Source organism: Allobosea sp. 10N428 (assembly GCF_056394545.1).
In genome coordinates this window covers 279,424-297,778 of the sequence record NZ_JBFTIC010000004.1, presented here as the reverse complement: position 1 = coordinate 297,778, position 18,355 = coordinate 279,424, and the positions used below count along the sequence as shown (strand labels likewise).

Genomic DNA, 18,355 nt, shown 5'->3' with positions numbered 1-18,355 from the left:
AGATGCGGCGGCGCAACAGGCCGCTGCATTCGGCAGGAGCCGGCCCCCCCGGGGTCGAACCGGCCTGAGCGGTAAATCCGCCTCCAACTTTCTTAAGAGAACGCTTAAGCCGGCCGGATTGCTCCGCGATCTGGTCGGCGCGTGCTCTTGCGCGGCTCAGGCCGCGTCGGTTTCATCGGCGCCGTTCTCGTTCTCGATCAGCCCGTATTCCTTGAGCTTGCGGTAGAGCGTCGAGCGGCCGATGCCGAGCTTGCGCGAGACCTCGGACATGTGCCCGCGGTAATGCGCTAGCGCGAAAGTGATGATCTCGCGCTCGAGCTCGTCGAGCTTGCGCATGTCGGAGCCGGCGACAAGGTCGAGGGCGTTGGGGTCGCGCACCGGCATCTGGATGATGCGCGGCGGCGGCTCGCCCTGCGCTTCGCCGCGGGCGATGGGGGCCGGCGCCGGCGGAATGCTGACGTCGTAGCCTTCCATCTGCGCGGCGATCTGCGGGAACTCGCTGACGCCGAGCTCGTCGCCATCGGCGAGGACAACGGCCCGGAACACCGCGTTTTCGAGCTGCCGGACATTGCCCGGCCAGTCGTAGCTGCTGATCAACGCGACGGCTTCCGATGTGATGCCGCTGAGCTTGCGCCCCTCTTCGGCGGCGAAGCGGGCAAGGAAGCCGCGGGCGAGATCGGCAATGTCCTCGCGGCGCTGTCGCAGCGGCGGCAGCGTGATCGGGAAGACGTTGAGCCGGTAATAGAGATCCTCGCGGAACTCGCCACGCTTCACCTGGTCCAGCAGGCTCTTGTTGGTGGCGGAGATCAGCCGAATGTCGACGCGGACCGATTTCTTGCCGCCGACCGGATCGACCTCGCCCTCCTGGATGGCGCGCAGCAGCTTCACCTGCGCGTCGAGCGGCAATTCACCGACCTCGTCGAGGAAGAGCGTGCCGCCATTGGCCTCGACGAATTTGCCGAGATGGCGCTCGGTCGCGCCGGTGAAGGCGCCCTTTTCGTGGCCGAACAGGATCGACTCGACGAGATTAGGCGGGATCGCGCCGCAATTCACTGTGACGAAGGGCTTGCCCCGGCGGTCGCTGGAGCCTTGGATGGCGCGGGCCAGGACTTCCTTGCCAACGCCGGATTCGCCTTCGATCAGCACGGGAATGTTGGACTTCGCCGCGCGCTCGGAGAGCCTGACGACGCGCCCCATGTCGGGGCTCTTGGTCGCGAGATCGCGGAAACCCAGCGTGTTCAAGGCGCGGTGCTTGATGTGGCGCAGCTCGTGTTCGAGCGCGCCGAGCTTGAGGACGTTCTTGAGCGAGACCTGCAGACGCTCGGCGCCAACCGGCTTCACCACGAAATCGGCCGCGCCGGCGCGCATCGCCGCAACCACGGTCTCGATCGATCCGTTCGCGGTCTGGACGATGACGGGTGTCTCGATGCCGCGCTCGCGCAGATTGGCGAGCACACCCATGCCGTCGAGGCCCGGCATCTGCAAGTCGAGCACGATGGCATCGACCCGCTCGCCGTCCGGCCCGCCGAAGAGGGAGACAGCCGCCTTGCCGTCCTCGGCCACGATCACCTCATAGCCGAAGCGCTTCAGCATCGCGTCGAGCAGGCGGCGTTGGACGGGATCGTCGTCGACGACGAGGACGGTGGCGGTCATGACACCTCGAAAGACGATGCAGTATGAAAGAAATGCTTTGTGCCGAACGGAATCACCTGTTCCGTTCTGGGGCATCGTCGGCCAGAAGGGTTAAGCGGGATTTAAACCGCGGCACGCACCGGCGTTGATCCGTGGGCAGAGCCCGGCCTATGGAGTAAGCCCAAGTCAGTGCGGCAAGGTGTCGAGCGAATGAGCTTCCAAGAGACGATCTGGCAGACGGTCCGGCGCTCCGGTGCCAAGGCGGGCGCGGCCAAGCCGGCGAGCACGCCCGGCGATCTGCCGGAATGGGATTTGAGCCACCTCTATCCGGGTGTCGGTTCGCCCGAGCTCAAGAGCGATCTCGAACGGGCGCTCGCCGAGGCACAGGCCCTTGCCGAGCATTATCGCGGCAAGCTCGCGGACCTCGCCGCCCAGTCGGACGGCAGCGAGAGGCTCGCGGAAGCGGTCAAGCGCTATGAGGGCTTGAGTGATCTGCTCGGGCGCATCGGCGCCTATGCCGGCCTCGTTTATTCCGGCGACACCACCGACCCGCAGCGCGCCAAGTTCTATGGCGACACGCAGGACAAGGTGAACGCGGCGATCACCGAACTGCTGTTCTTCGAGCTCGAGCTCAACCGCATCGCGCCCGAGGTGATGGCGAAGGTCGCGGGCGAGGCCCCCCTGTCGCACTGGAAGCCCTGGCTCGACGACCTCGCCAAAGACAAGCCGCATCAGCTCGACGACCAGATCGAGGCGCTGTTCCACGAGAAGTCGATGACGGGCGCGGCCGCCTGGAACCGGCTTTTCGACGAGACGATCGCTTCGCTGCGCTTCACCGTCGACGGCGAGGAGCTAACGCTCGAACTGACGCTGAACAAGCTTCAGGACAGCGACGGCGATGTCCGCCGCAAGGCGGCGGAGGCGCTGAGCACTGTCTTCCGCAAGGAGCTGCGCACCTTCGCGCTGATCACCAACACCCTCGCCAAGGACAAGGAAATCTCCGACCGCTGGCGCAAGTTCGAGGATGTCGCGGATTCCCGCCATCTCGCCAACAGAGTCGAGCGCGAGGTCGTGGATGCTCTAGTTTCCGCTGTGCGCGAGGCCTATCCGCGCCTGTCGCATCGCTATTATCGCCTCAAGGCCAAATGGTTCGGCCGCGACGCGCTGGATTTCTGGGATCGCAACGCCCCGCTGCCGCAGGTTGAGCAGCGCACCATCCCCTGGACCGAGGCGCGCGACACGGTGCTCTCGGCCTATGGCGCCTTCTCGCCGAAGATGGCGGATATCGCCAAGCGCTTCTTCGACGAGCGCTGGATCGACGCCCCGCCGCGCCCCGGCAAGGCGCCCGGCGCGTTTGCTCACCCTACGGTGCCATCCGCGCATCCTTATGTGCTGCTCAACTACCAGGGCAAGCCGCGCGACGTGATGACGCTGGCGCATGAGCTGGGCCACGGGGTGCATCAGGTGCTGGCGGCGCCGAACGGAGCGCTGATGGCGCCGACACCGCTGACATTGGCCGAGACGGCCAGCGTCTTCGGCGAGATGCTGACCTTCCGCCGGCTGCTCGACATGACCACCGACCGCCAGCAGCGCAAGGCGATGCTGGCCGCCAAGGTCGAGGACATGATCAACACGGTCGTGCGCCAGATCGCCTTCTATTCCTTCGAGCGGAAGGTCCATCAGGCCCGCCGCGAGGGCGAGCTGACGCCGGAAGCGCTGTGCGAGATCTGGATGAGCGTGCAGGCGGAGAGCCTCGGCCCGGCGATCCGGCTGACGGCGGGCTACGAGCCGTATTGGTGCTACATCCCGCACTTCATCCATTCGCCCTTCTACGTCTATGCCTACGCCTTCGGGGACTGCCTGGTGAACTCGCTCTACGGCGTCTACCAGAACGCTGCGGAAGGCTTCCAGGAGCGCTATTTCGCGCTGCTCTCGGCCGGCGGCAGCAAGCCCTATGGCGAGCTGCTCGCGCCATTCGGGCTGGATGCGAAGGATCCGGGCTTCTGGCAGATCGGCCTGAGGATGATCGAGGGCATGATCATCGAGCTCGAAGGGATGGAGTGAGGCGGAACGTCATTCCCGGGCGAAGCGAAGCGCAGACCCGGGAATCTCCCGCAGGAACGGCGCTGGCGCCGCTGGTCGTGAGATGCTCGGATCAGGCCCGAGCATGACGACGCCGGTCAGAACTGCATCCTGAGCCCGACCATCGAAACGTTCGCGGTGTAGTCGTTGCCCGGCTGCGTCGAGTTCAGGCGCTCATGGGTGAAGCTGGCGCGGATCGCGAAGGTGCGAGTGAGCTTGTACTCGATCCGCGCGCCGACATTTATCTGGTTCTCGCGCAGGTTCTGCCCCTCATAGTCGGTGCGGACGAAGCCGGTGAAGCCGGTGACCGTGAGGTTGCGGCGCAGAGCGTGTGCGATTTCGAGCCCGACCCCGCGCACCGTCGTGCCCGAGGAACCGGCAACGGTGGTATCGCCGAGCGTGGCTGAGCCGCGCAGCGTCATGGTCGTGAGCGGGGTCGGCGACCACAGCACCGCCGCATCGCCGACGAAGCCGCGCAGATTCTTCAGGCGCGGGTCCTCATAGCTGCGGTTCTGGTAGCCGCCCGAGATCTCGCCGGTGAGCTGCCGGCTGACCTCGAAGGTCGAGCCGATGCGGCCGCCCACCCCGTTCGACGAACGCATATAGCCGCCAGCGTCGATCTTGTCGTCGTATTCGCGCTGGTCGATTTCGCCCTGGATGAAGGGCCTGAAGCCCGGTGTGACCTCATAAGCGGCGCGCAGGCGCAGGCCGTACTGCGTCTGGTTGCGGTCCTGCTGGGAGAGGATCGCGCCGTTGGTGAGCTGCGCGTTCTCATAGTCGGCGCGATCGACCGAGCCGCGCAGGGTCAGTTGCAGCCGGTTGAAGTCATGTGTCACGCCGGCTGAGCCGCCATATTGCCAGACCAGCGGCCGGCCTTCGACGGCGGCGGTCAGGTCGGGGGAGCCGGGACGCTGCGTATCGAGCCGCAACCGCGTTTCGAGCAGGATGCGGGTGTCGCGCGTGGCGTCCAGGCGCAGGTCGAGATTGCCTTCGGCATCGGGGCGCGAGGCCTGGCTGTCCCTGAAATACTGGAAATAGCCGCCGCGCAGCCGGCCGCTGAGCTGATGCACGTTCCAGTCGGACTGGATGTCGAGATCGCCCTCGTAACGGGCGAAGGGCGAGCCCTTCACGCCGGGCGGGGCAATGCGCTGCGGGTTGGTGTCGTAGCCGATCGAGTTGGTGAAACCGGGCCGCAGCGTCACCGAGCCGATGCGCACCCCCAGCGCGGCATAAGGGTCCTCCTCCGCCGCGGTGCGGCGACGAGGGGGCGGCGGCGGGAGAGGCGGTGCCGGCTGCGGCAGAGTCGCCACCGCGGGCGGGGGAGCGCGGAATTGGCGTTGCGTGACGCCGCGCAGGGCCGGCGCCTGGACGGGTTGGCTGGCGCGGGACGGCTGTCGCGTCGAGACGGCCGAGCCGGGAGGCTGGGCTGGACCGGCCGGATCGCGCCGGGCGCCGGGCTCGGTCGAGCTCGGGTCGAAGGGCGCCTCCGTCGAGGCCGGCTGCTGCGCGATATAGATCGGCGTGCCCGTCCTGAGCGTGGTTGCCCGCTGCGCCGCGGCCGTCGTCCAGCCGAACGCAATTCCGGTCAGGGCGGTGCCGGACAGAAGCAGGATCGTCGTGCGAGCGGACACGGGGTTCGCCAGGCTCCAGGCAACAGCTCACGCGCCCTGGAGGGGCGCGCATGGTTAACGGAGTTAGAACGAACAGGGTTAAGGACCCGTCAACGAAGCGGGCGCGCTCAGCAGCTTCCGGAAAGCGCCCGCACGGTTTCCGCCAGGGATCAGCGACAAATCGAGCGGCCCCGGGGGAGCGTTGTTCGGCTTGGCGACGAATCTCTGCCGAGCCTCGGCGGTGGCAATCGCGGGCCTCCCCGTGCTAGAGCGCCGGCCATGATCGCCGATATCCGCGCCTCCGCCCTTCGCACCGTCGCCACCGAGCGCGCCGGCCTCGACGCGCTCCATGACGCGCTCGCCGACGGGCTTGGCCAGCCCTTTGCCGATGCCGTCGCGATGATCCGGGCCGCGAGCGGGCGCGTGATCGTCTCAGGGATGGGCAAGTCCGGCCATGTCGGCCGCAAGCTCGCCGCGACGCTGGCCTCCACCGGCACGCCCGCGCATTTCGTCCATCCGGCCGAGGCGAGCCATGGCGACCTCGGCATGGTGCAGCCTGAGGATGTTGTGATCGCTCTGTCCTGGTCGGGGGAAGCGGCAGAACTCGCCGCGCTCGTCGGCTATACCCGGCGCTTCCGGGTCGGGCTGATCGCCATCACCGCCAATCCCGAGAGCACGCTCGGCAAGGAGGCCGATATCGCGCTCGTGCTGCCCAAGTCCGCGGAAGCCTGCCCGAACGGGCTTGCGCCGACGACCTCGACGACCATGCAGATCGCGCTGGGCGATGCTCTCGCCGTGGCGCTGCTGGAAGCCCGCGGCTTCTCGCGGCAGGACTTTTTCGTCTACCACCCCGGCGGCAAGCTCGGCGCGCAGCTCAAGACCGTCGAGAGTATTATGCATCGCGGCGCCGAATTGCCGCTAATCGGCCTCGACACGCTGCTGCCGGACGTGATCGCGATGATCTCGGACAAGAGTTTCGGCTGCGCCGTCGTGATGGATCTGGACGGCAGGCTTGCCGGGGTCGTCACCGACGGCGATCTGCGCCGCAAGGCGGCGATGGGCGGCGGCGGCTCGCTGCGCGCCCGCGATATCATGACGGCGAACCCCCGGCGCATCGGGCTCAATACGCTTGCCGTCGAGGCGCTGGAGCTGGTCAACCGCATGCGGATCACAGCGCTGATCGTGGTGGACGATCAGGACAGGCCGGTCGGGCTGGTGCATGTCCACGACCTGCTGGCGATGGGCGTGGCGTAGTCTTCGCGCGTCGTGCTCGGGCTTGACCCGAGCATCTCCTGACGCGGAGGCTGCGGGAGCTTGTCTTGTCCAGGATTCTCCAGTCTGCGCTTCGCTGCGCCCGCTAGTGATGATGCGGTTCGTTTCGCGCCAAGTGCTCTTGCCACGGGCACACTGCAACCTATCTAAAGCTGTAGAGACTATAGCTTCAGAGGGAGCGCCATGGCTGCACTGGACAAGCTCGAACGCGTAATGCCGATCGGCACGCTCGCCGAGCGCACCGGCGTCAAGGTCGAGACGATCCGCTACTACGAGCAGGTCGGCCTGCTGCCGCCGCCGGAGCGGTCCGAGGGCAACCAGCGCCGCTACGGCCGGCGCCATGCCGAGCGGCTTGCCTTCATCAAGCATGCGCGCGATCTCGGCTTCGCCGTCGACAACATCCGCACGCTGCTCAGGCTCTCCGACACGCCCGGTATCGCCTGCGACGAGGCGCATGCGATCTCCGTCTCGCATCTCGAAGAGGTGCGGGACAAGATTGCGAAATTGCGGTCGCTGGAGAAGGAGCTGGAGCGGATCGCCACCACCTGCTCGGGCGGTGTCGCGGCCTGCGACTGCGCGATCATCGAGGCGCTGGCCGACCACGGGCAGTGCGACCATGCACGCCATTGAAGCTGGCCAGCAGCCTTAAATGTCGATTGCCCCTCGTTTCAGGAGCGGAAGGGTTTAAATAGGCATCGTGCCGAGCGGCCTTTTGCGCCGCCACGGCGGTTCTGTGGGAGGGCGCGCTATGCCGGGATGGCCCATGCCGAAGGGAGGGCAGCCCCGAACGGGGAACAAATCCCGATTCTGCCGGAGTCCGCGATTCGGCCTCGCTTCGTTCCAGAGGCGTTCTCGCCAGACCCGTTCCTGATTCCCGTCCACGCTCCCGCCCGCATGGGCGGGCGAGATGATCGGCTCCGTCGCCTTGCTTCCGTTTCGTTCGCTGCCGCCCGCCGCCCGCGCCCATGGCGTGACCGCGGTCCTCGGCCCCACCAATACCGGTAAGACCCATCTGGCCATCGAGCGCATGGTCGCTCATCCCACCGGGATGATCGGCCTGCCGCTGCGCCTCCTCGCGCGCGAGGTCTACCAGCGCGTGGTCGACAAGGTCGGCCCCGAGGCGGTCGCCCTCGTCACCGGCGAGGAGAAGATCAAGCCGGAGCGGCCGCGCTTCTGGGTCTGCACGGTCGAGGCGATGCCGCGCGACCTCGCGGTCGATTTCGTCGCGATCGACGAGATCCAGCTCGCTGCCGACCTCGATCGCGGCCATGTCTTCACCGATCGGCTGCTCAACCGCCGCGGCCGGGCCGAGACCATGCTGATCGGCGCGGCGACCATGCGCCCGCTGATCGAGCAGCTCATCCCCGGCGTCAACGTCGTCACGCGCCCGCGCCTCTCCAGCCTGACCTTCGCCGGTGACCGCAAGATCACCCGGCTGCCGCCGCGCTCGGCCATCGTCGCCTTCTCGGTCGAGGAGGTCTACGCGATCGCCGAGCTGATCCGCCGGCAGAAGGGCGGGGCGGCCGTCGTGCTCGGCGCACTCTCGCCGCGCACCCGCAACGCGCAGGTCGATATCTATCAGTCCGGCGATGTCGACTACCTCGTCGCCACCGATGCGATCGGCATGGGGCTCAACCTCGACGTCAATCACATCGCCTTTGCAGCCGACCGGAAATTCGACGGGCATCACTACCGCAAGCTCAACCCGGCCGAGTTCGGTCAGGTCGCAGGCCGCGCGGGGCGGCATTTGCGAGACGGCACCTTCGGCACCAGCGGGCGCTGCCCGCCCTTCGACGCGGAATTGGTCGAGGCGATCGAGAATCACCGCTTCGAGCCGGTGCGCCAGATGCAGTGGCGCAATTCCGACCTCGACCTGCGCTCGATCGCCGGCCTCCTCGATACGCTCAATATCCAGCCCTCGGAACCCGGCCTGACCCGGGCGCTGATCGCCGAGGACATGACGACGCTCGAGGTGTTGGCGAGAGACCCGGATGTCGCGTCGCTGGCGCATGGGCGTGCTGCGGTCGAGCGGCTCTGGGAGGTCTGCGGCCTGCCCGATTACCGCAAGATCTCGCCGATGCAGCATGCCGATCTTGCGACCACGCTGTATCTCAGGCTGATGCGCCATGGTCGGCTCGACGCCGACTGGTATGCGGTGCAACTCGCCTCGCTCGACCGCACCGATGGCGAGATCGACACGCTCTCCGCCAGGATCGCGCAGGTCAGGACTTGGACCTATGTTGCCAATCGTCCTGACTGGTTACCTGATCCTGAGCATTGGCAGGGCATGGCTCGTCTTGTAGAGGACAAACTGTCGGACGCTCTGCATGAGCGTCTGGCCCACCGATTTGTCGATCGGCGCACCAGCGTGCTGATGCGCCGCTTGCGGGAGAATGCGATGTTGGAGGCTGAGGTCACCGCGACGGGCGACGTGCTCGTCGAGGGCCAGCACGTGGGAATGCTGCAGGGCTTCCGCTTTACGGCGGACCCGAAGGCGGGAGGCGCCGAGGTCAAGGCGCTGAACCTGGCGGCGATGAAGGCGCTCGGCGCCGAGATCGAGTCGCGGGCGGCGCGCGTCGTGCTGGCGGGCGATGATGCTTTTGTGCTCTCGCATGACGGGCTGGTCCGCTGGACAGGGGAGCCCGTGGCGCGCCTCGTCGCCGGCGAGAAGGTGCTGGAGCCGCGCCTGCGCCTTCTCGTGGAGGAACACCTCTCCGGCGGAGCGCGCGAACAGGTCGAGGCGCGCCTCAATCTCTGGCTGAAGAATCACATCACCCGCCTGCTCGGCGCGATCCAGATCCTCGAAGCGGCCGAGAGCGTCACCGGCATTGCCCGCGGCATCGCCTATCAGACGGCCGAGGCGCTCGGCGTGCTCGAGCGCTCCAAGGTCGGCGAGGAAATGAAGGCGCTCGATCAGGAGGGCCGCGCCGCGCTGCGCCAGCTCGGCATGCGCTTCGGCGCTTTCCACATCTACATGCCGGCGCTGCTGAAGCCGGCGCCGCGTGCGCTCGCCGCCCAGCTCTGGGCGCTGAAGCATGGCGGGCCGGAGACGGCCGGGCTCGACGACATCGCCCATCTGGCGGCGTCGGGCCGGACATCCTTCCCGGTCGACAAGGCCGTTCCGAAGGGGCTTTATCGCGCGGCGGGCTACCGCGTCTGCGGCGAGCGGGCTGTGCGCGTCGACATTCTGGAACGCCTCGCCGATCTGATCCGCCCGGCGATCGCCTACCGCCCCGGCGCCACGCATGGCACCCCGCCCGCCGGCGCCGCCGATCAGGACGGCTTCGTCGCCACCGGCGCCATGACCTCGCTCGTCGGCTGCGCCGGCGAGGACTTCGCCTCGATCCTGCGCTCGCTCGGCTATGTCTCGGTGAAGCGTCCCGGCCCCGCGATCACGGTGCCGCTGGCGCCGCCTCCGGCCGCGACCGAGCCGGCACAGCCGGTTGTGGCTGGTGAAGCGGCCCCCGAAGCGGCATCGGCCGAGGGCGATGCCGCGGAAGCCTCCCCCGAGGCCGAGGGTGCGGGCGAACCGGCTGCGGCGCTGAACGCCGATGCGCTGGCGGACGGCGAGGCGCCTGCCGTCGAGGCTCAGGCCGCCGAGGTTCCGGCGGTCGAGACGGCTGACACGCCGATCCTGACCGAGACCGAGCTGGAGCAGGAGCGCGAGCCGGATTCGGCCGACGCGCTCGTTGCCCTGCCGGTGGCGGCCGAGGCCGTCGAAGCGGCCTCCGTCGAGGTTGCTGCCGCTGAAGTTCCCGTCGCTGAGACCGCGTCGGCAGAGCCGGAGCTCATCGAGGTCTGGCGGCCGCATCGCCATCAGGGCGGCCGCCGGCCCGAGCATGGCCAGCGCGGCCGGCATGACGGCCCGCGCCGCGAGGGCGAGCGCCGCGGCGGCGACCGCCCGCAGCGCGAAGGTCGTCCCGGCGGTCCGCGTCGCGACGGACGCCCCGAGAACCGGCCGGCGGCAGCGGCGGCGGGCGAAGGGGCGGCACCGCAGCGCCAGGAACGGCCGCGCCACGATGAGCGTCCCCGCAATGATGAGCGTCCGCGGCGCGACGATCAGCAGCCGCGGCAGGGGCGTCCCGAGGGCGGTCGTGGGCCGCGGCCGGACTTCAAGCGCGAGGGCCGTCCCAGCGGTCCGCGGCGAGAGGAGCGGAACAACGAGCGCTTCCAGCAGCCGCAGCGTTCGCGCCCGGCCAATCGCGAGCCGGATCCGGATTCGCCTTTCGCCAAGCTGGCCGCCCTCAAGGCACAGCTCGAAGGCAGCAAGAACTGAGCGAGCCGGGGAGGCGCTGACCGCTTGCAGGAGCACCGCCAACGCCTCGACAAATGGCTCTGGTTCGCGCGCTTCGCGCGGACCCGGCCTACTGCTGTGCGCCTGGTGGAGGACGGTCATGTCCGAATCGAGGGGCGGCGCGCCGAGAACCCGGCGCAGGGCATTCGGGTCGGAGCGGTGCTGACCCTCGCGCTGCCGCACGCGACCATGGTCGTGAGGGTCCTGGGCTTTGCCGAGCGGCGCGGCCCCTTCGAGACGGCGCGGGAGCTCTATGAGCGGCTCGACGGGGGCAGCGGCGATGCGCCGCTTGCGGAGGCGGACGGCGAGGACTAAATCCGCGCGCTGCCATATGTGGGCGCCGGAATCGGGCTGGGGATGAAAATCGTCTCCGCTGTGCCTTCGAAATGAAAAATCGTTCTGCCGAAGATCACGAAAACAGCCTTGAAACCTGCGCTGGGCAAGGGTTTATGGGGCTGTTTAGAAGCGTTGGAAGGGCCGACCCATGACCTATGTGGTCACCGAGAACTGCATCAAGTGCAAGTACATGGATTGCGTCGAGGTCTGCCCGGTCGACTGCTTCTATGAAGGCGAGAACATGCTCGTCATCCATCCCGACGAGTGCATCGACTGCGGCGTCTGCGAGCCGGAATGCCCGGCCGAGGCGATCAAGCCCGACACCGAACCGGGCCTCGAAAGCTGGCTGCAGCTCAACGGGAAATATGCGTCGAGCTGGCCTAACATCACCCAGAAGAAGGAGCCGCCGGCGGACGCAAAGGCGTTCGACGGTGTGGCTGGAAAGCTCGAGATGTTCTCCCCGGAGCCGGGCGAAGGCGACTGATTTAGACCCTCGCGCGACCCCTGCGCTGCGTTAACCACGGCTTTGCCATGCCTTCACGAGGGAACGCCCATCGGCGTTTACCTTTGATTCGGCGTGTTTTTTGTGCTACAAGCTAGCCGCAGTCGAATTGGTTCCGCATGCCCCTGCGAGATTTCCACAAATGGGGTGCCCCCAAAAGATCGGAACGACATGATCACCGGCCTCAGAGCCGGATTTTAATTGTCGTTCTTGTCCGGGGCGAATGAAACAGTCGACTAGGGAGCGTGAAGCGGTGCCTTTTCAGCGTCGCGTCAGGCGGAAAGTCTCCGGCCAGCCGGACGGAGACAGATCATCGCGTGCTCGCGTCGAGCGGGCCGGTCAGGAGTCGTAACGGCATGTCCACTGTGAAGAAAGCTGTTGTGCGCCAGGGTTTCAAGACGGGGGAGTACGTCGTCTACCCGTCCCATGGCGTCGGCCAGATCACGGCGATCGAGGAACAGGAAGTCGCAGGCTTCAAGCTTGAACTCTTCGTGGTCAGCTTCTCCAAGGACAAGATGACGTTGCGGGTCCCCACCGCGAAGGCGGCCAGCGTCGGCCTGCGCAAGCTCGCCGACGCCGAATCCGTCGGCAAGGCGCTGACCACGCTCACCGGCCGCGCCCGCATCAAGCGCACCATGTGGTCGCGCCGCGCGCAGGAGTACGAAGCGAAGATCAATTCGGGCGATCTCGTCGCCATCGCCGAGGTCGTGCGCGATCTCTACCGTTCCGAGGCACAGCCCGAGCAGTCCTACTCCGAGCGTCAGCTCTATGAGGCCGCTCTCGACCGCATGACCCGCGAGATCGCGGTGGTCGACGATGTCACCGAGACCGAGGCGCTCAAGAAGATCGAAGGGCAGCTCGCCAAGTCGCCGCGCCGTGCCGGCAAGGCCGAGGCGGCCGATGCCGATGCGGATCTCGAGAACGACAACGAAGATCTGCAGGAAGAGGCCGCCTGAGCGGCGTTTTTCCTTCCAGGATGCGAAACCCGGCGGGCGACCGCCGGGTTTTTTGTTGGCTTGATCGGGGTCATCGGCCCGTCATGCTCGGGCTTCGGCCCGAGCATCTCTCGCCGGAGAAGGCTCCGGCAGTTTCTCATCACGAGATTCTCGGATCTGCGCTGCTCTCGGCCCGAGAATGACGTTGGCCCTCTCACGTCGTACCCGTTCCCGCCTTGAGGAAGGCGACCGTCCGCTGCCAGGCCTGCTTGGCTGTCGCGGCGTCGTAGCGCTCGGCGCTGGTGTCGTTCATGAAGGCGTGGTCGACATTCGGATAGACGATGGCCTCGAACGGAATGCCGGCGGCTTTCAGCGCCTTCTCGTAATCAGGCAGCATCTGGACAAGGCGCTTGTCGCGCGCGGCCTGCTGGATCAGGAGGCGGGACTTGATCAGCGGCACCTTGGCGAGATCAGGCGAGCGCCCGTAGAAGACGACACCGGCGGCAAGCTCCGGCGCGGAGACGGCGAGATCGTTGACCGCGCCGCCGCCCCAGCAGAAGCCGACGGCCCCGACCTTGCCGTTCGCGTCCGGGCGGGAGGCGAGGTATTTCAGGGCCGCGCGGCCCTGTTGGATGACGGCGTCCGTGGACAGCTGCGGGAAAAGCGCGCGGGCGGCGTCGGCATCAACAGGCGTCCCGCCGAGCGGGGTGAGGAAATCAAGGCCCAGCGCGGTGAAGCCTTCCAGCGCCATGCGCCGGGTGATGTCCTCGATATGAGGATTGAGCCCACGGTTTTCGTGGATCACGAGTACGCCGCCGTGCTTGGCCTGCGCCTTCGGCGTGGCGAGATAGCCCTTGAGCGTCACGCCATCGACGATGGTATCGAGGCGCGATGCCGTAATACGGGCATCGTCGGCCGAGACCTGTTGGGCCCTTGCGTAGTTCGGCTCGAGCACGGCGAGCGCCGCTTCCGCCGCGGCGGCGGAGCCGGCGATCGCCAGGAGCCGGTTGAAGAAGACGCGCCGGTCGAGCGGCTTGTGGGTGTATTCGTCGTAGAGTTCGACGATCCTGCGATCGAGTGCCATACCCGCTCCCTCTGGCGTTGTGGCGGCGATCATAGCGGCGGATTCGCCGCTTGCAGGAGGCCAGCGCCGAAACTCGCGGCCTTGTGAGGAGCGGTTACTCCGCGACGATCTTGTAGCGCTGGCCCGGCATCAGCGCGGTGTTGCGGTCGAGCCCGTTCAGGAGCTGGAAGAGCTCGCCGGGGCGGTCCTGCTCCGGCATGCGCTCGGCCATGCTGGCGATGCTGTCGCCCGCCTCGGCCGCGACCAGCCGGATGACCATGGGCCGCACAGCCTGTGCCTCGGCCGGGGTCAGGATGCGGAAGCTTTCGGCGATGGCACGCATCGCCCGCTCGGGATCGCTCGCGCCGCGCGCGGCGAGGATGAAGCGGTAGACCCGCTCGCCCACCTGCACGGCGGCGAGGCGGAACATCCAGTCCGTGCCCTTGCCATGGGCGATCACGGCCGGCTGCCCGCCGATCTCGATCTTCTCGATGCCGGTCGTCTCGACGCCCTCGATCCAGCCGGCTGCGACATAGGATTCCAGGGTCTGGCCACTCTTCAGCGTCACCGAGTCGAAGCGCAGCGCCTGGGAGCCGCTGGCGCTGACGCCGATCACCATGTCCTGCGCCGCTTCCAGGCTGAAGCCTTCCGGCGCCGTGAAGCCGATGCGCAGGGTACTGTTGAGATAGCGCCGGCCGCGCACCACGCCGTCGCGAGGGTCGTCGCCATAGGCCAGGCCCTCGATCGCGTTGAGCCAGCGATTGGCATCGTGCTCGCCGATGCCCGGAGCGCTGATCTGGCGGGCCGCATTGGTCACGGCGGCGATGCGCTCGGGCGTCTGCGGGTGGCTGGAGAGGATGTCCAGTCGCTTGTCGTCGGCGCTCTGGTTCTGGCCGCTGCTGCGGAAGGCGGTGTTGCGGCCCAGCGTCGCCAGGAAGCGGCTGGCGCCATAAGGATCGTAGCCGGCCCGCGCGATGTTGCGCACGCTGATCTGGTCGGCGGTGAGTTCCTGCTGGCGCGAGAACCGGGCCAGCGAGAGCTTCGAGCCGGCCTTCACCGCTGCGCCCTGGGAGGGGTCCTTGAGGACCTGCGAGACGACCTGGCTCACCAGCGCCGATTCCGCCTCCTTCTCGGCGCGCTCGACGGCGTGCTGCGCGGTGACATGGGCGATTTCATGCGCCAGGACCGAGGCGATCTCGGAGGTGTCGTTGGCAAGCACGAGCAAGCCGCGGGTGACATAGAGCCGGCCGTTGGGCAGGGCGAAGGCATTGACCACCGGCGAGTTCAGGATGGTGATCTCGTAATGGCCGATCTGGCCCTCGCCGGCCTTGGCGAGCCGCTGGACGACCTCGTCCAGCGCCGCCCGGGTCTTGGGCGCGCGATATTCGCCACCGAAGGCCGAGAGGAGGCGCTGATGCTCCTGGTCCGCAGCGCGCTGGACCGTGTTGATGCGCGGAGCGATCTCGTCGCCCGAGCCCGCCGGCGCGAGCGGGCTCTGGTCGCCGAGGCAGCCGACGAGCAGCAGGCCGGGCAGCATAATGGCCGCCAGCCGCTTCGAATGCCGCGAGAGCGATGTCCGCCAGAGCTTCAGCATATCCTCAGTCGATCAGTTCCAGCGCCGCACGGGATGTCGCCTCCAGCAGGAGGCCATCGCGTCCCGACAGGACGCCATAGGCGCGCACGCGTTTACCGCCGAGGTTGCCCGCGGTCCAGCCGGTGCCCTTCAAATCTCGCCACAAGGCCCGCGAGACGACGATCGAAGCTGCCTCCCCAGGCCGGCGAGAGAAGTTCAGATAGGTCCGCTGGGAGCGTTCGCCGACAGAGGCGATCCTGCCTTCCAGCATGACGTAGCGTCCTTCCTGCGCTTTTACAGCGGCGAGATCATGACCGTCGATGGCCATTGGCCGGGAGGGTGAGGGCGAGGAACTTAACGCTGCCTGAACGGGCGCGACCGGGCAGGGCGACGCCAGCGGCTCGGCGAGCGGAAGGGCTGCACCATCGCGTCGGAGAACCAGAGCCAGCTCCTGCGGCTCTCCGCCCGGGCGATCTGCGGGGATGAACAGCTTCGACGGCCAGCGTCCCCAGCGGTCGGGCTCGCCGACGACGGCGAGATCGAGCGAGCGGTCGCGGAACGGTTCCAGCCCAGCGCGAAAGCGGGCAGCCTCCTCACCGCTCTGACGCGGCGCCAGCCCGATCAGGCGCAGCGTTCTGCCATCGCTCAGGACCGGGTCGCCGGCGGCGTTGAGACCGGCCAGCCGGGCGGCCGTGGTTTCCATCTGCTGGGCGGCTGCGCAATCCGATGCCGCCGCGGCCGGCGTGTTCGGCAGCGCTGCGATCATGACAGTTGCAAGAAGGGACTTCACCCGCATCGCGATTATGCTACACGAGTTTTTGTGCGTCCCGGTAGCTCAGCAGGATAGAGCAACGGTTTCCTAAACCGTAGGTCAGGGGTTCGAATCCCTTCCGGGACGCCATGGATTCTACATACGTCATTGAATTATATCGTGAATTTTGGGGTTGATTCGCGACACCCAACATTTGCCCCAACGCCGTCCGAGGCTAGCTGATGCCGAGCGCGAGCTAGGCGAGCGTCCTTCACCAGTTTCTCCAGGTCGCTTGTCTTTGCCGGGAAGCTACCTTGTGGAATAGCAGATCGTATCGCCAGGGAAGCGCGCGACGCAGCGGTTGCCGCTGATCTAGTCCGACTTCGTGGTCTGACGCGATGGCCGCCGTTCAGTCGTGCCTTTGCGGAGATGGCGACGCATGGCGCTCAGGACAGGCAGCCATCGCCGCAGCATTGAGTGCCGATACATGACCAGCGCGCTCGCCCGTCGCCTCGATCGACTGAAAATTGCGCGGAGGCCTCGTATCCCGCTGCGCCGCCTCATCCCATGCCGGACGATGGACGAGAACCGCGCCGGCTATCCCCGGGCCTTCGCGGAAGGGCGGATCACAGAGCGCGAGCCCGTTCTGATCCTCAATCATTCCGCTGGCTTTCAGCGAGCCCCTCAGGTCGGCGGGCGCCTGATTTCTGATATCGGCGAGTGAGATCCAGAGCTATTTGAAGCCCGGACGCCGCCGCGACTTCTTGTTGATCTGTGCTGCGAGCCCGGCCTGTTTGACATTGGCCTCTTTCGCCAAACGGAGCCCGCGCAGTTTGAGCATGTTGTCTTCGCGCTGCTGGGTTAGCTTTTCCGTTTCGGACATGATCCTCGCGTGAGAGAGAGCCCGGGTCTGGATCTTCAAGAACTGATTGTCGGCGGTTAAGCGCTGCTTTGAAATTTCGAACATTATGATTTCCATTCATGTTTGGATTGAAAAGCAAAAAGGCCGAGCAGGTGCCCGGCCTTTCGAGTGGCTAAAGTCGCTGGTGCCAGTACATCCGTGGTCAACGGCGACGATTGCCTAATCACGCAGTCTGGAGCTGTTCCGCGGCCATCTTGCCGGAACGGTTGTCGCGAGCGACTTCGTATCCGAGCTTCTGGCCTTCCTGGAGGTCCCGCATGCCAGCGCGCTCGACGGCGGAGATGTGCACGAACACGTCCTGGCTGCCGTCATCGGGCTGGATGAAGCCGAAACCCTTGGTGGAATTGAACCATTTCACTGTGCCGGTGGTCATGAAAAACCCTCCTTTTGGCAAGACCTGTCGCTCGCCGACAGAATGTTCGACGAGTTCAGAACGATTTCGAAAGGGGGAGTTTATCAGAGCCGCGCCAAAGCGCGAAAATAACAACGGCCGTCCAAGCAATCTCGATGAAGTTATATCTATTTTATTTTGGAGAGGATTTCAATTAGTTTTCTGGGGTGACCTCTTTTATTTATTTTCTTGATCACTTTAACTATGAGATCGGAGGGCGTTTTCCGGCGAAAATTTCTCTGCATCGCAACCCCATTCAGGCACGTAGCGAGGCATGGAATTGCTGGCGCGATGAAAAGGACCTGGCGGGAGCTGTCAGTCTTGAAAACCGCGTTTTGGGGTGGCGGATTCCCCTTTCCGGCGCGGTGTTCTAAGCAGATCGCATGGAGACGATTTCGCCGCATGAGCTCTTCCCCCATGTCCGCATCGTCATGGGCATGGTCATCGGTCTCGGCATCACCCGGATGCTGACCGGCATCGCCAGCTTCATCCAGCATCCCGACCGCTATCGCCTGTCGCTACTCCATTTGCTCTGGGTCGGCTCGATCCTGCTGGAGCTGGTGCTGTTCTGGTGGTGGGAGTTCGGCCTCTCGCGTATCCCCGCCTGGAGCTTCGGAATCTATCTCTTCCTGATCGGCTATGCGGTCGTGCTTTACCTGCTCGCTGCGCTGCTCTTCCCGGACAACATTTCCGAATATGCGGGCTACGAGGACTTCTTCATCAAGCGCCGGCGCTGGTTCTTCGGCCTGCTGGCGACAGCCTTCCTGCTCGATATCGTCGATACGCTGATCAAGGGCACCGAGCGCTGGAGCCAGCTCAGCGGCGACTACCTCGTGCAGGTGCCGATCGGGCTGCTGCTTTGCCTCGTGGCCTTCATCTCGGCGCGGCGCTCCGTCCATCTTGCGCTGGCGTCCGTGCACATCGCCTATCAGCTCTACTGGCTCGGGCGCGTCGTCTACACGATGGGCTGAGCGCTGCCGACGAGAGCATTT

Annotated in this window: 16 protein-coding genes and 1 tRNA gene; 10 read left to right on the top strand and 7 right to left on the bottom strand. The window is 66.4% G+C overall.

Annotated elements, in window-relative coordinates; all coding sequences use genetic code 11:
* Nucleotides 1-156: 156 nt before the first annotated feature.
* Complete coding sequence (locus tag AC1DDA_RS15435; protein ID WP_476796398.1) at nt 157-1,653, bottom strand: sigma-54-dependent transcriptional regulator; 1,497 nt, start codon at nt 1,651-1,653, stop codon at nt 157-159.
* 189 nt (nt 1,654-1,842) lie between these two features.
* Between AC1DDA_RS15435 and AC1DDA_RS15430 the strand changes: the two genes are divergently transcribed.
* Nucleotides 1,843-3,696, top strand: a complete 1,854-nt coding sequence (locus tag AC1DDA_RS15430; protein WP_476796397.1) for a M3 family oligoendopeptidase — start codon at nt 1,843-1,845, stop codon at nt 3,694-3,696.
* Nucleotides 3,697-3,812: 116 nt separating this feature from the next.
* Here the strand turns inward: AC1DDA_RS15430 and AC1DDA_RS15425 are convergent, their stop codons facing one another.
* Entirely contained in the window at nt 3,813-5,345 is a 1,533-nt protein-coding gene (locus AC1DDA_RS15425; RefSeq protein WP_476796396.1) for an outer membrane beta-barrel protein, read from the bottom strand.
* Between the two features lie 258 nt (nt 5,346-5,603).
* Here AC1DDA_RS15425 and AC1DDA_RS15420 point away from each other — a divergent pair, with 258 nt between their 5' ends.
* The 6 genes from AC1DDA_RS15420 to AC1DDA_RS15395 all read left to right on the top strand — a co-directional run bounded on the left by AC1DDA_RS15420 (nt 5,604) and on the right by AC1DDA_RS15395 (nt 12,684).
* Nucleotides 5,604-6,578, top strand: a complete 975-nt coding sequence (locus AC1DDA_RS15420; RefSeq protein ID WP_476796395.1) for a KpsF/GutQ family sugar-phosphate isomerase — start codon at nt 5,604-5,606, stop codon at nt 6,576-6,578.
* Between the two features lie 201 nt (nt 6,579-6,779).
* Nucleotides 6,780-7,226 (top strand): MerR family transcriptional regulator, encoded by a 447-nt coding sequence (locus AC1DDA_RS15415; RefSeq protein WP_441509666.1) that lies wholly within the window; start codon nt 6,780-6,782, stop codon nt 7,224-7,226.
* Nucleotides 7,227-7,503: 277 nt separating this feature from the next.
* Complete coding sequence (locus AC1DDA_RS15410; protein ID WP_476796394.1) at nt 7,504-10,872, top strand: helicase-related protein; 3,369 nt, start codon at nt 7,504-7,506, stop codon at nt 10,870-10,872.
* Nucleotides 10,873-10,896: 24 nt separating this feature from the next.
* Nucleotides 10,897-11,205, top strand: coding sequence for an RNA-binding S4 domain-containing protein (locus AC1DDA_RS15405; RefSeq protein ID WP_476796393.1), 309 nt, complete (start codon nt 10,897-10,899; stop codon nt 11,203-11,205).
* A 169-nt stretch (nt 11,206-11,374) separates the two neighbouring features.
* Entirely contained in the window at nt 11,375-11,710 is a 336-nt protein-coding gene (gene fdxA, locus AC1DDA_RS15400; RefSeq protein ID WP_441509663.1) for a ferredoxin FdxA, read from the top strand.
* Nucleotides 11,711-12,084: 374 nt separating this feature from the next.
* A complete protein-coding gene (locus AC1DDA_RS15395; RefSeq protein ID WP_441509662.1) occupies nt 12,085-12,684 on the top strand; it encodes a CarD family transcriptional regulator in 600 nt (199 codons plus the stop codon).
* Between the two features lie 193 nt (nt 12,685-12,877).
* Here AC1DDA_RS15395 and AC1DDA_RS15390 read toward each other — a convergent pair whose 3' ends face one another.
* From AC1DDA_RS15390 to AC1DDA_RS15380, 3 genes are all read right to left on the bottom strand, one after another.
* On the bottom strand, nt 12,878-13,747 hold the full coding sequence (locus tag AC1DDA_RS15390; protein WP_441509661.1) for a dienelactone hydrolase family protein: 870 nt from the start codon (nt 13,745-13,747) through the stop codon (nt 12,878-12,880).
* Between the two features lie 94 nt (nt 13,748-13,841).
* Entirely contained in the window at nt 13,842-15,320 is a 1,479-nt protein-coding gene (locus tag AC1DDA_RS15385) for a M48 family metalloprotease (RefSeq protein ID WP_476780649.1), read from the bottom strand.
* A 4-nt stretch (nt 15,321-15,324) separates the two neighbouring features.
* Nucleotides 15,325-16,095: a hypothetical protein gene (locus AC1DDA_RS15380; protein WP_476796392.1), complete on the bottom strand. Its 771-nt coding sequence runs from the start codon at nt 16,093-16,095 to the stop codon at nt 15,325-15,327.
* A gap of 28 nt (nt 16,096-16,123) precedes the next feature.
* Here AC1DDA_RS15380 and AC1DDA_RS15375 point away from each other — a divergent pair.
* Both AC1DDA_RS15375 and AC1DDA_RS15370 read left to right on the top strand, forming a co-directional pair.
* Nucleotides 16,124-16,200 (top strand) — tRNA-Arg (locus AC1DDA_RS15375).
* A gap of 289 nt (nt 16,201-16,489) precedes the next feature.
* Complete coding sequence (locus tag AC1DDA_RS15370; RefSeq protein WP_476796391.1) at nt 16,490-16,774, top strand: hypothetical protein; 285 nt, start codon at nt 16,490-16,492, stop codon at nt 16,772-16,774.
* A gap of 9 nt (nt 16,775-16,783) precedes the next feature.
* Here the strand turns inward: AC1DDA_RS15370 and AC1DDA_RS15365 are convergent, their stop codons facing one another.
* Nucleotides 16,784-17,017, bottom strand: a complete 234-nt coding sequence (locus AC1DDA_RS15365; RefSeq protein WP_476796390.1) for a hypothetical protein — start codon at nt 17,015-17,017, stop codon at nt 16,784-16,786.
* Nucleotides 17,018-17,135: 118 nt separating this feature from the next.
* Nucleotides 17,136-17,345: a cold-shock protein gene (locus tag AC1DDA_RS15360; RefSeq protein WP_038358045.1), complete on the bottom strand. Its 210-nt coding sequence runs from the start codon at nt 17,343-17,345 to the stop codon at nt 17,136-17,138.
* 401 nt (nt 17,346-17,746) lie between these two features.
* Here AC1DDA_RS15360 and AC1DDA_RS15355 point away from each other — a divergent pair, with 401 nt between their 5' ends.
* Nucleotides 17,747-18,334 carry a hypothetical protein gene (locus tag AC1DDA_RS15355; protein WP_441509656.1) on the top strand — a complete coding sequence of 196 codons (588 nt, stop codon included), beginning with the start codon at nt 17,747-17,749 and terminating at the stop codon, nt 18,332-18,334.
* The last annotated feature ends 21 nt before the right edge of the window (nt 18,335-18,355 follow it).

What these genes read in the sequence shown, in the direction of transcription:
- AC1DDA_RS15435 (WP_476796398.1), bottom strand. Translation starts at nt 1,653, where the DNA reads ATGACCGCCACCGTCCTCGTCGTCGACGACGATCCCGTCCAACGCCGC.
- AC1DDA_RS15430 (WP_476796397.1), top strand. Translation starts at nt 1,843, where the DNA reads ATGAGCTTCCAAGAGACGATCTGGCAGACGGTCCGGCGCTCCGGTGCC.
- AC1DDA_RS15420 (WP_476796395.1), top strand. Translation starts at nt 5,604, where the DNA reads ATGATCGCCGATATCCGCGCCTCCGCCCTTCGCACCGTCGCCACCGAG.
- AC1DDA_RS15415 (WP_441509666.1), top strand. Translation starts at nt 6,780, where the DNA reads ATGGCTGCACTGGACAAGCTCGAACGCGTAATGCCGATCGGCACGCTC.
- AC1DDA_RS15410 (WP_476796394.1), top strand. Translation starts at nt 7,504, where the DNA reads ATGATCGGCTCCGTCGCCTTGCTTCCGTTTCGTTCGCTGCCGCCCGCC.
- fdxA (WP_441509663.1), top strand. Translation starts at nt 11,375, where the DNA reads ATGACCTATGTGGTCACCGAGAACTGCATCAAGTGCAAGTACATGGAT.
- AC1DDA_RS15395 (WP_441509662.1), top strand. Translation starts at nt 12,085, where the DNA reads ATGTCCACTGTGAAGAAAGCTGTTGTGCGCCAGGGTTTCAAGACGGGG.
- AC1DDA_RS15390 (WP_441509661.1), bottom strand. Translation starts at nt 13,747, where the DNA reads ATGGCACTCGATCGCAGGATCGTCGAACTCTACGACGAATACACCCAC.
- AC1DDA_RS15385 (WP_476780649.1), bottom strand. Translation starts at nt 15,320, where the DNA reads ATGCTGAAGCTCTGGCGGACATCGCTCTCGCGGCATTCGAAGCGGCTG.
- AC1DDA_RS15380 (WP_476796392.1), bottom strand. Translation starts at nt 16,095, where the DNA reads ATGCGGGTGAAGTCCCTTCTTGCAACTGTCATGATCGCAGCGCTGCCG.
- AC1DDA_RS15370 (WP_476796391.1), top strand. Translation starts at nt 16,490, where the DNA reads ATGGCGCTCAGGACAGGCAGCCATCGCCGCAGCATTGAGTGCCGATAC.
- AC1DDA_RS15365 (WP_476796390.1), bottom strand. Translation starts at nt 17,017, where the DNA reads ATGTTCGAAATTTCAAAGCAGCGCTTAACCGCCGACAATCAGTTCTTG.
- AC1DDA_RS15360 (WP_038358045.1), bottom strand. Translation starts at nt 17,345, where the DNA reads ATGACCACCGGCACAGTGAAATGGTTCAATTCCACCAAGGGTTTCGGC.
- AC1DDA_RS15355 (WP_441509656.1), top strand. Translation starts at nt 17,747, where the DNA reads ATGGAGACGATTTCGCCGCATGAGCTCTTCCCCCATGTCCGCATCGTC.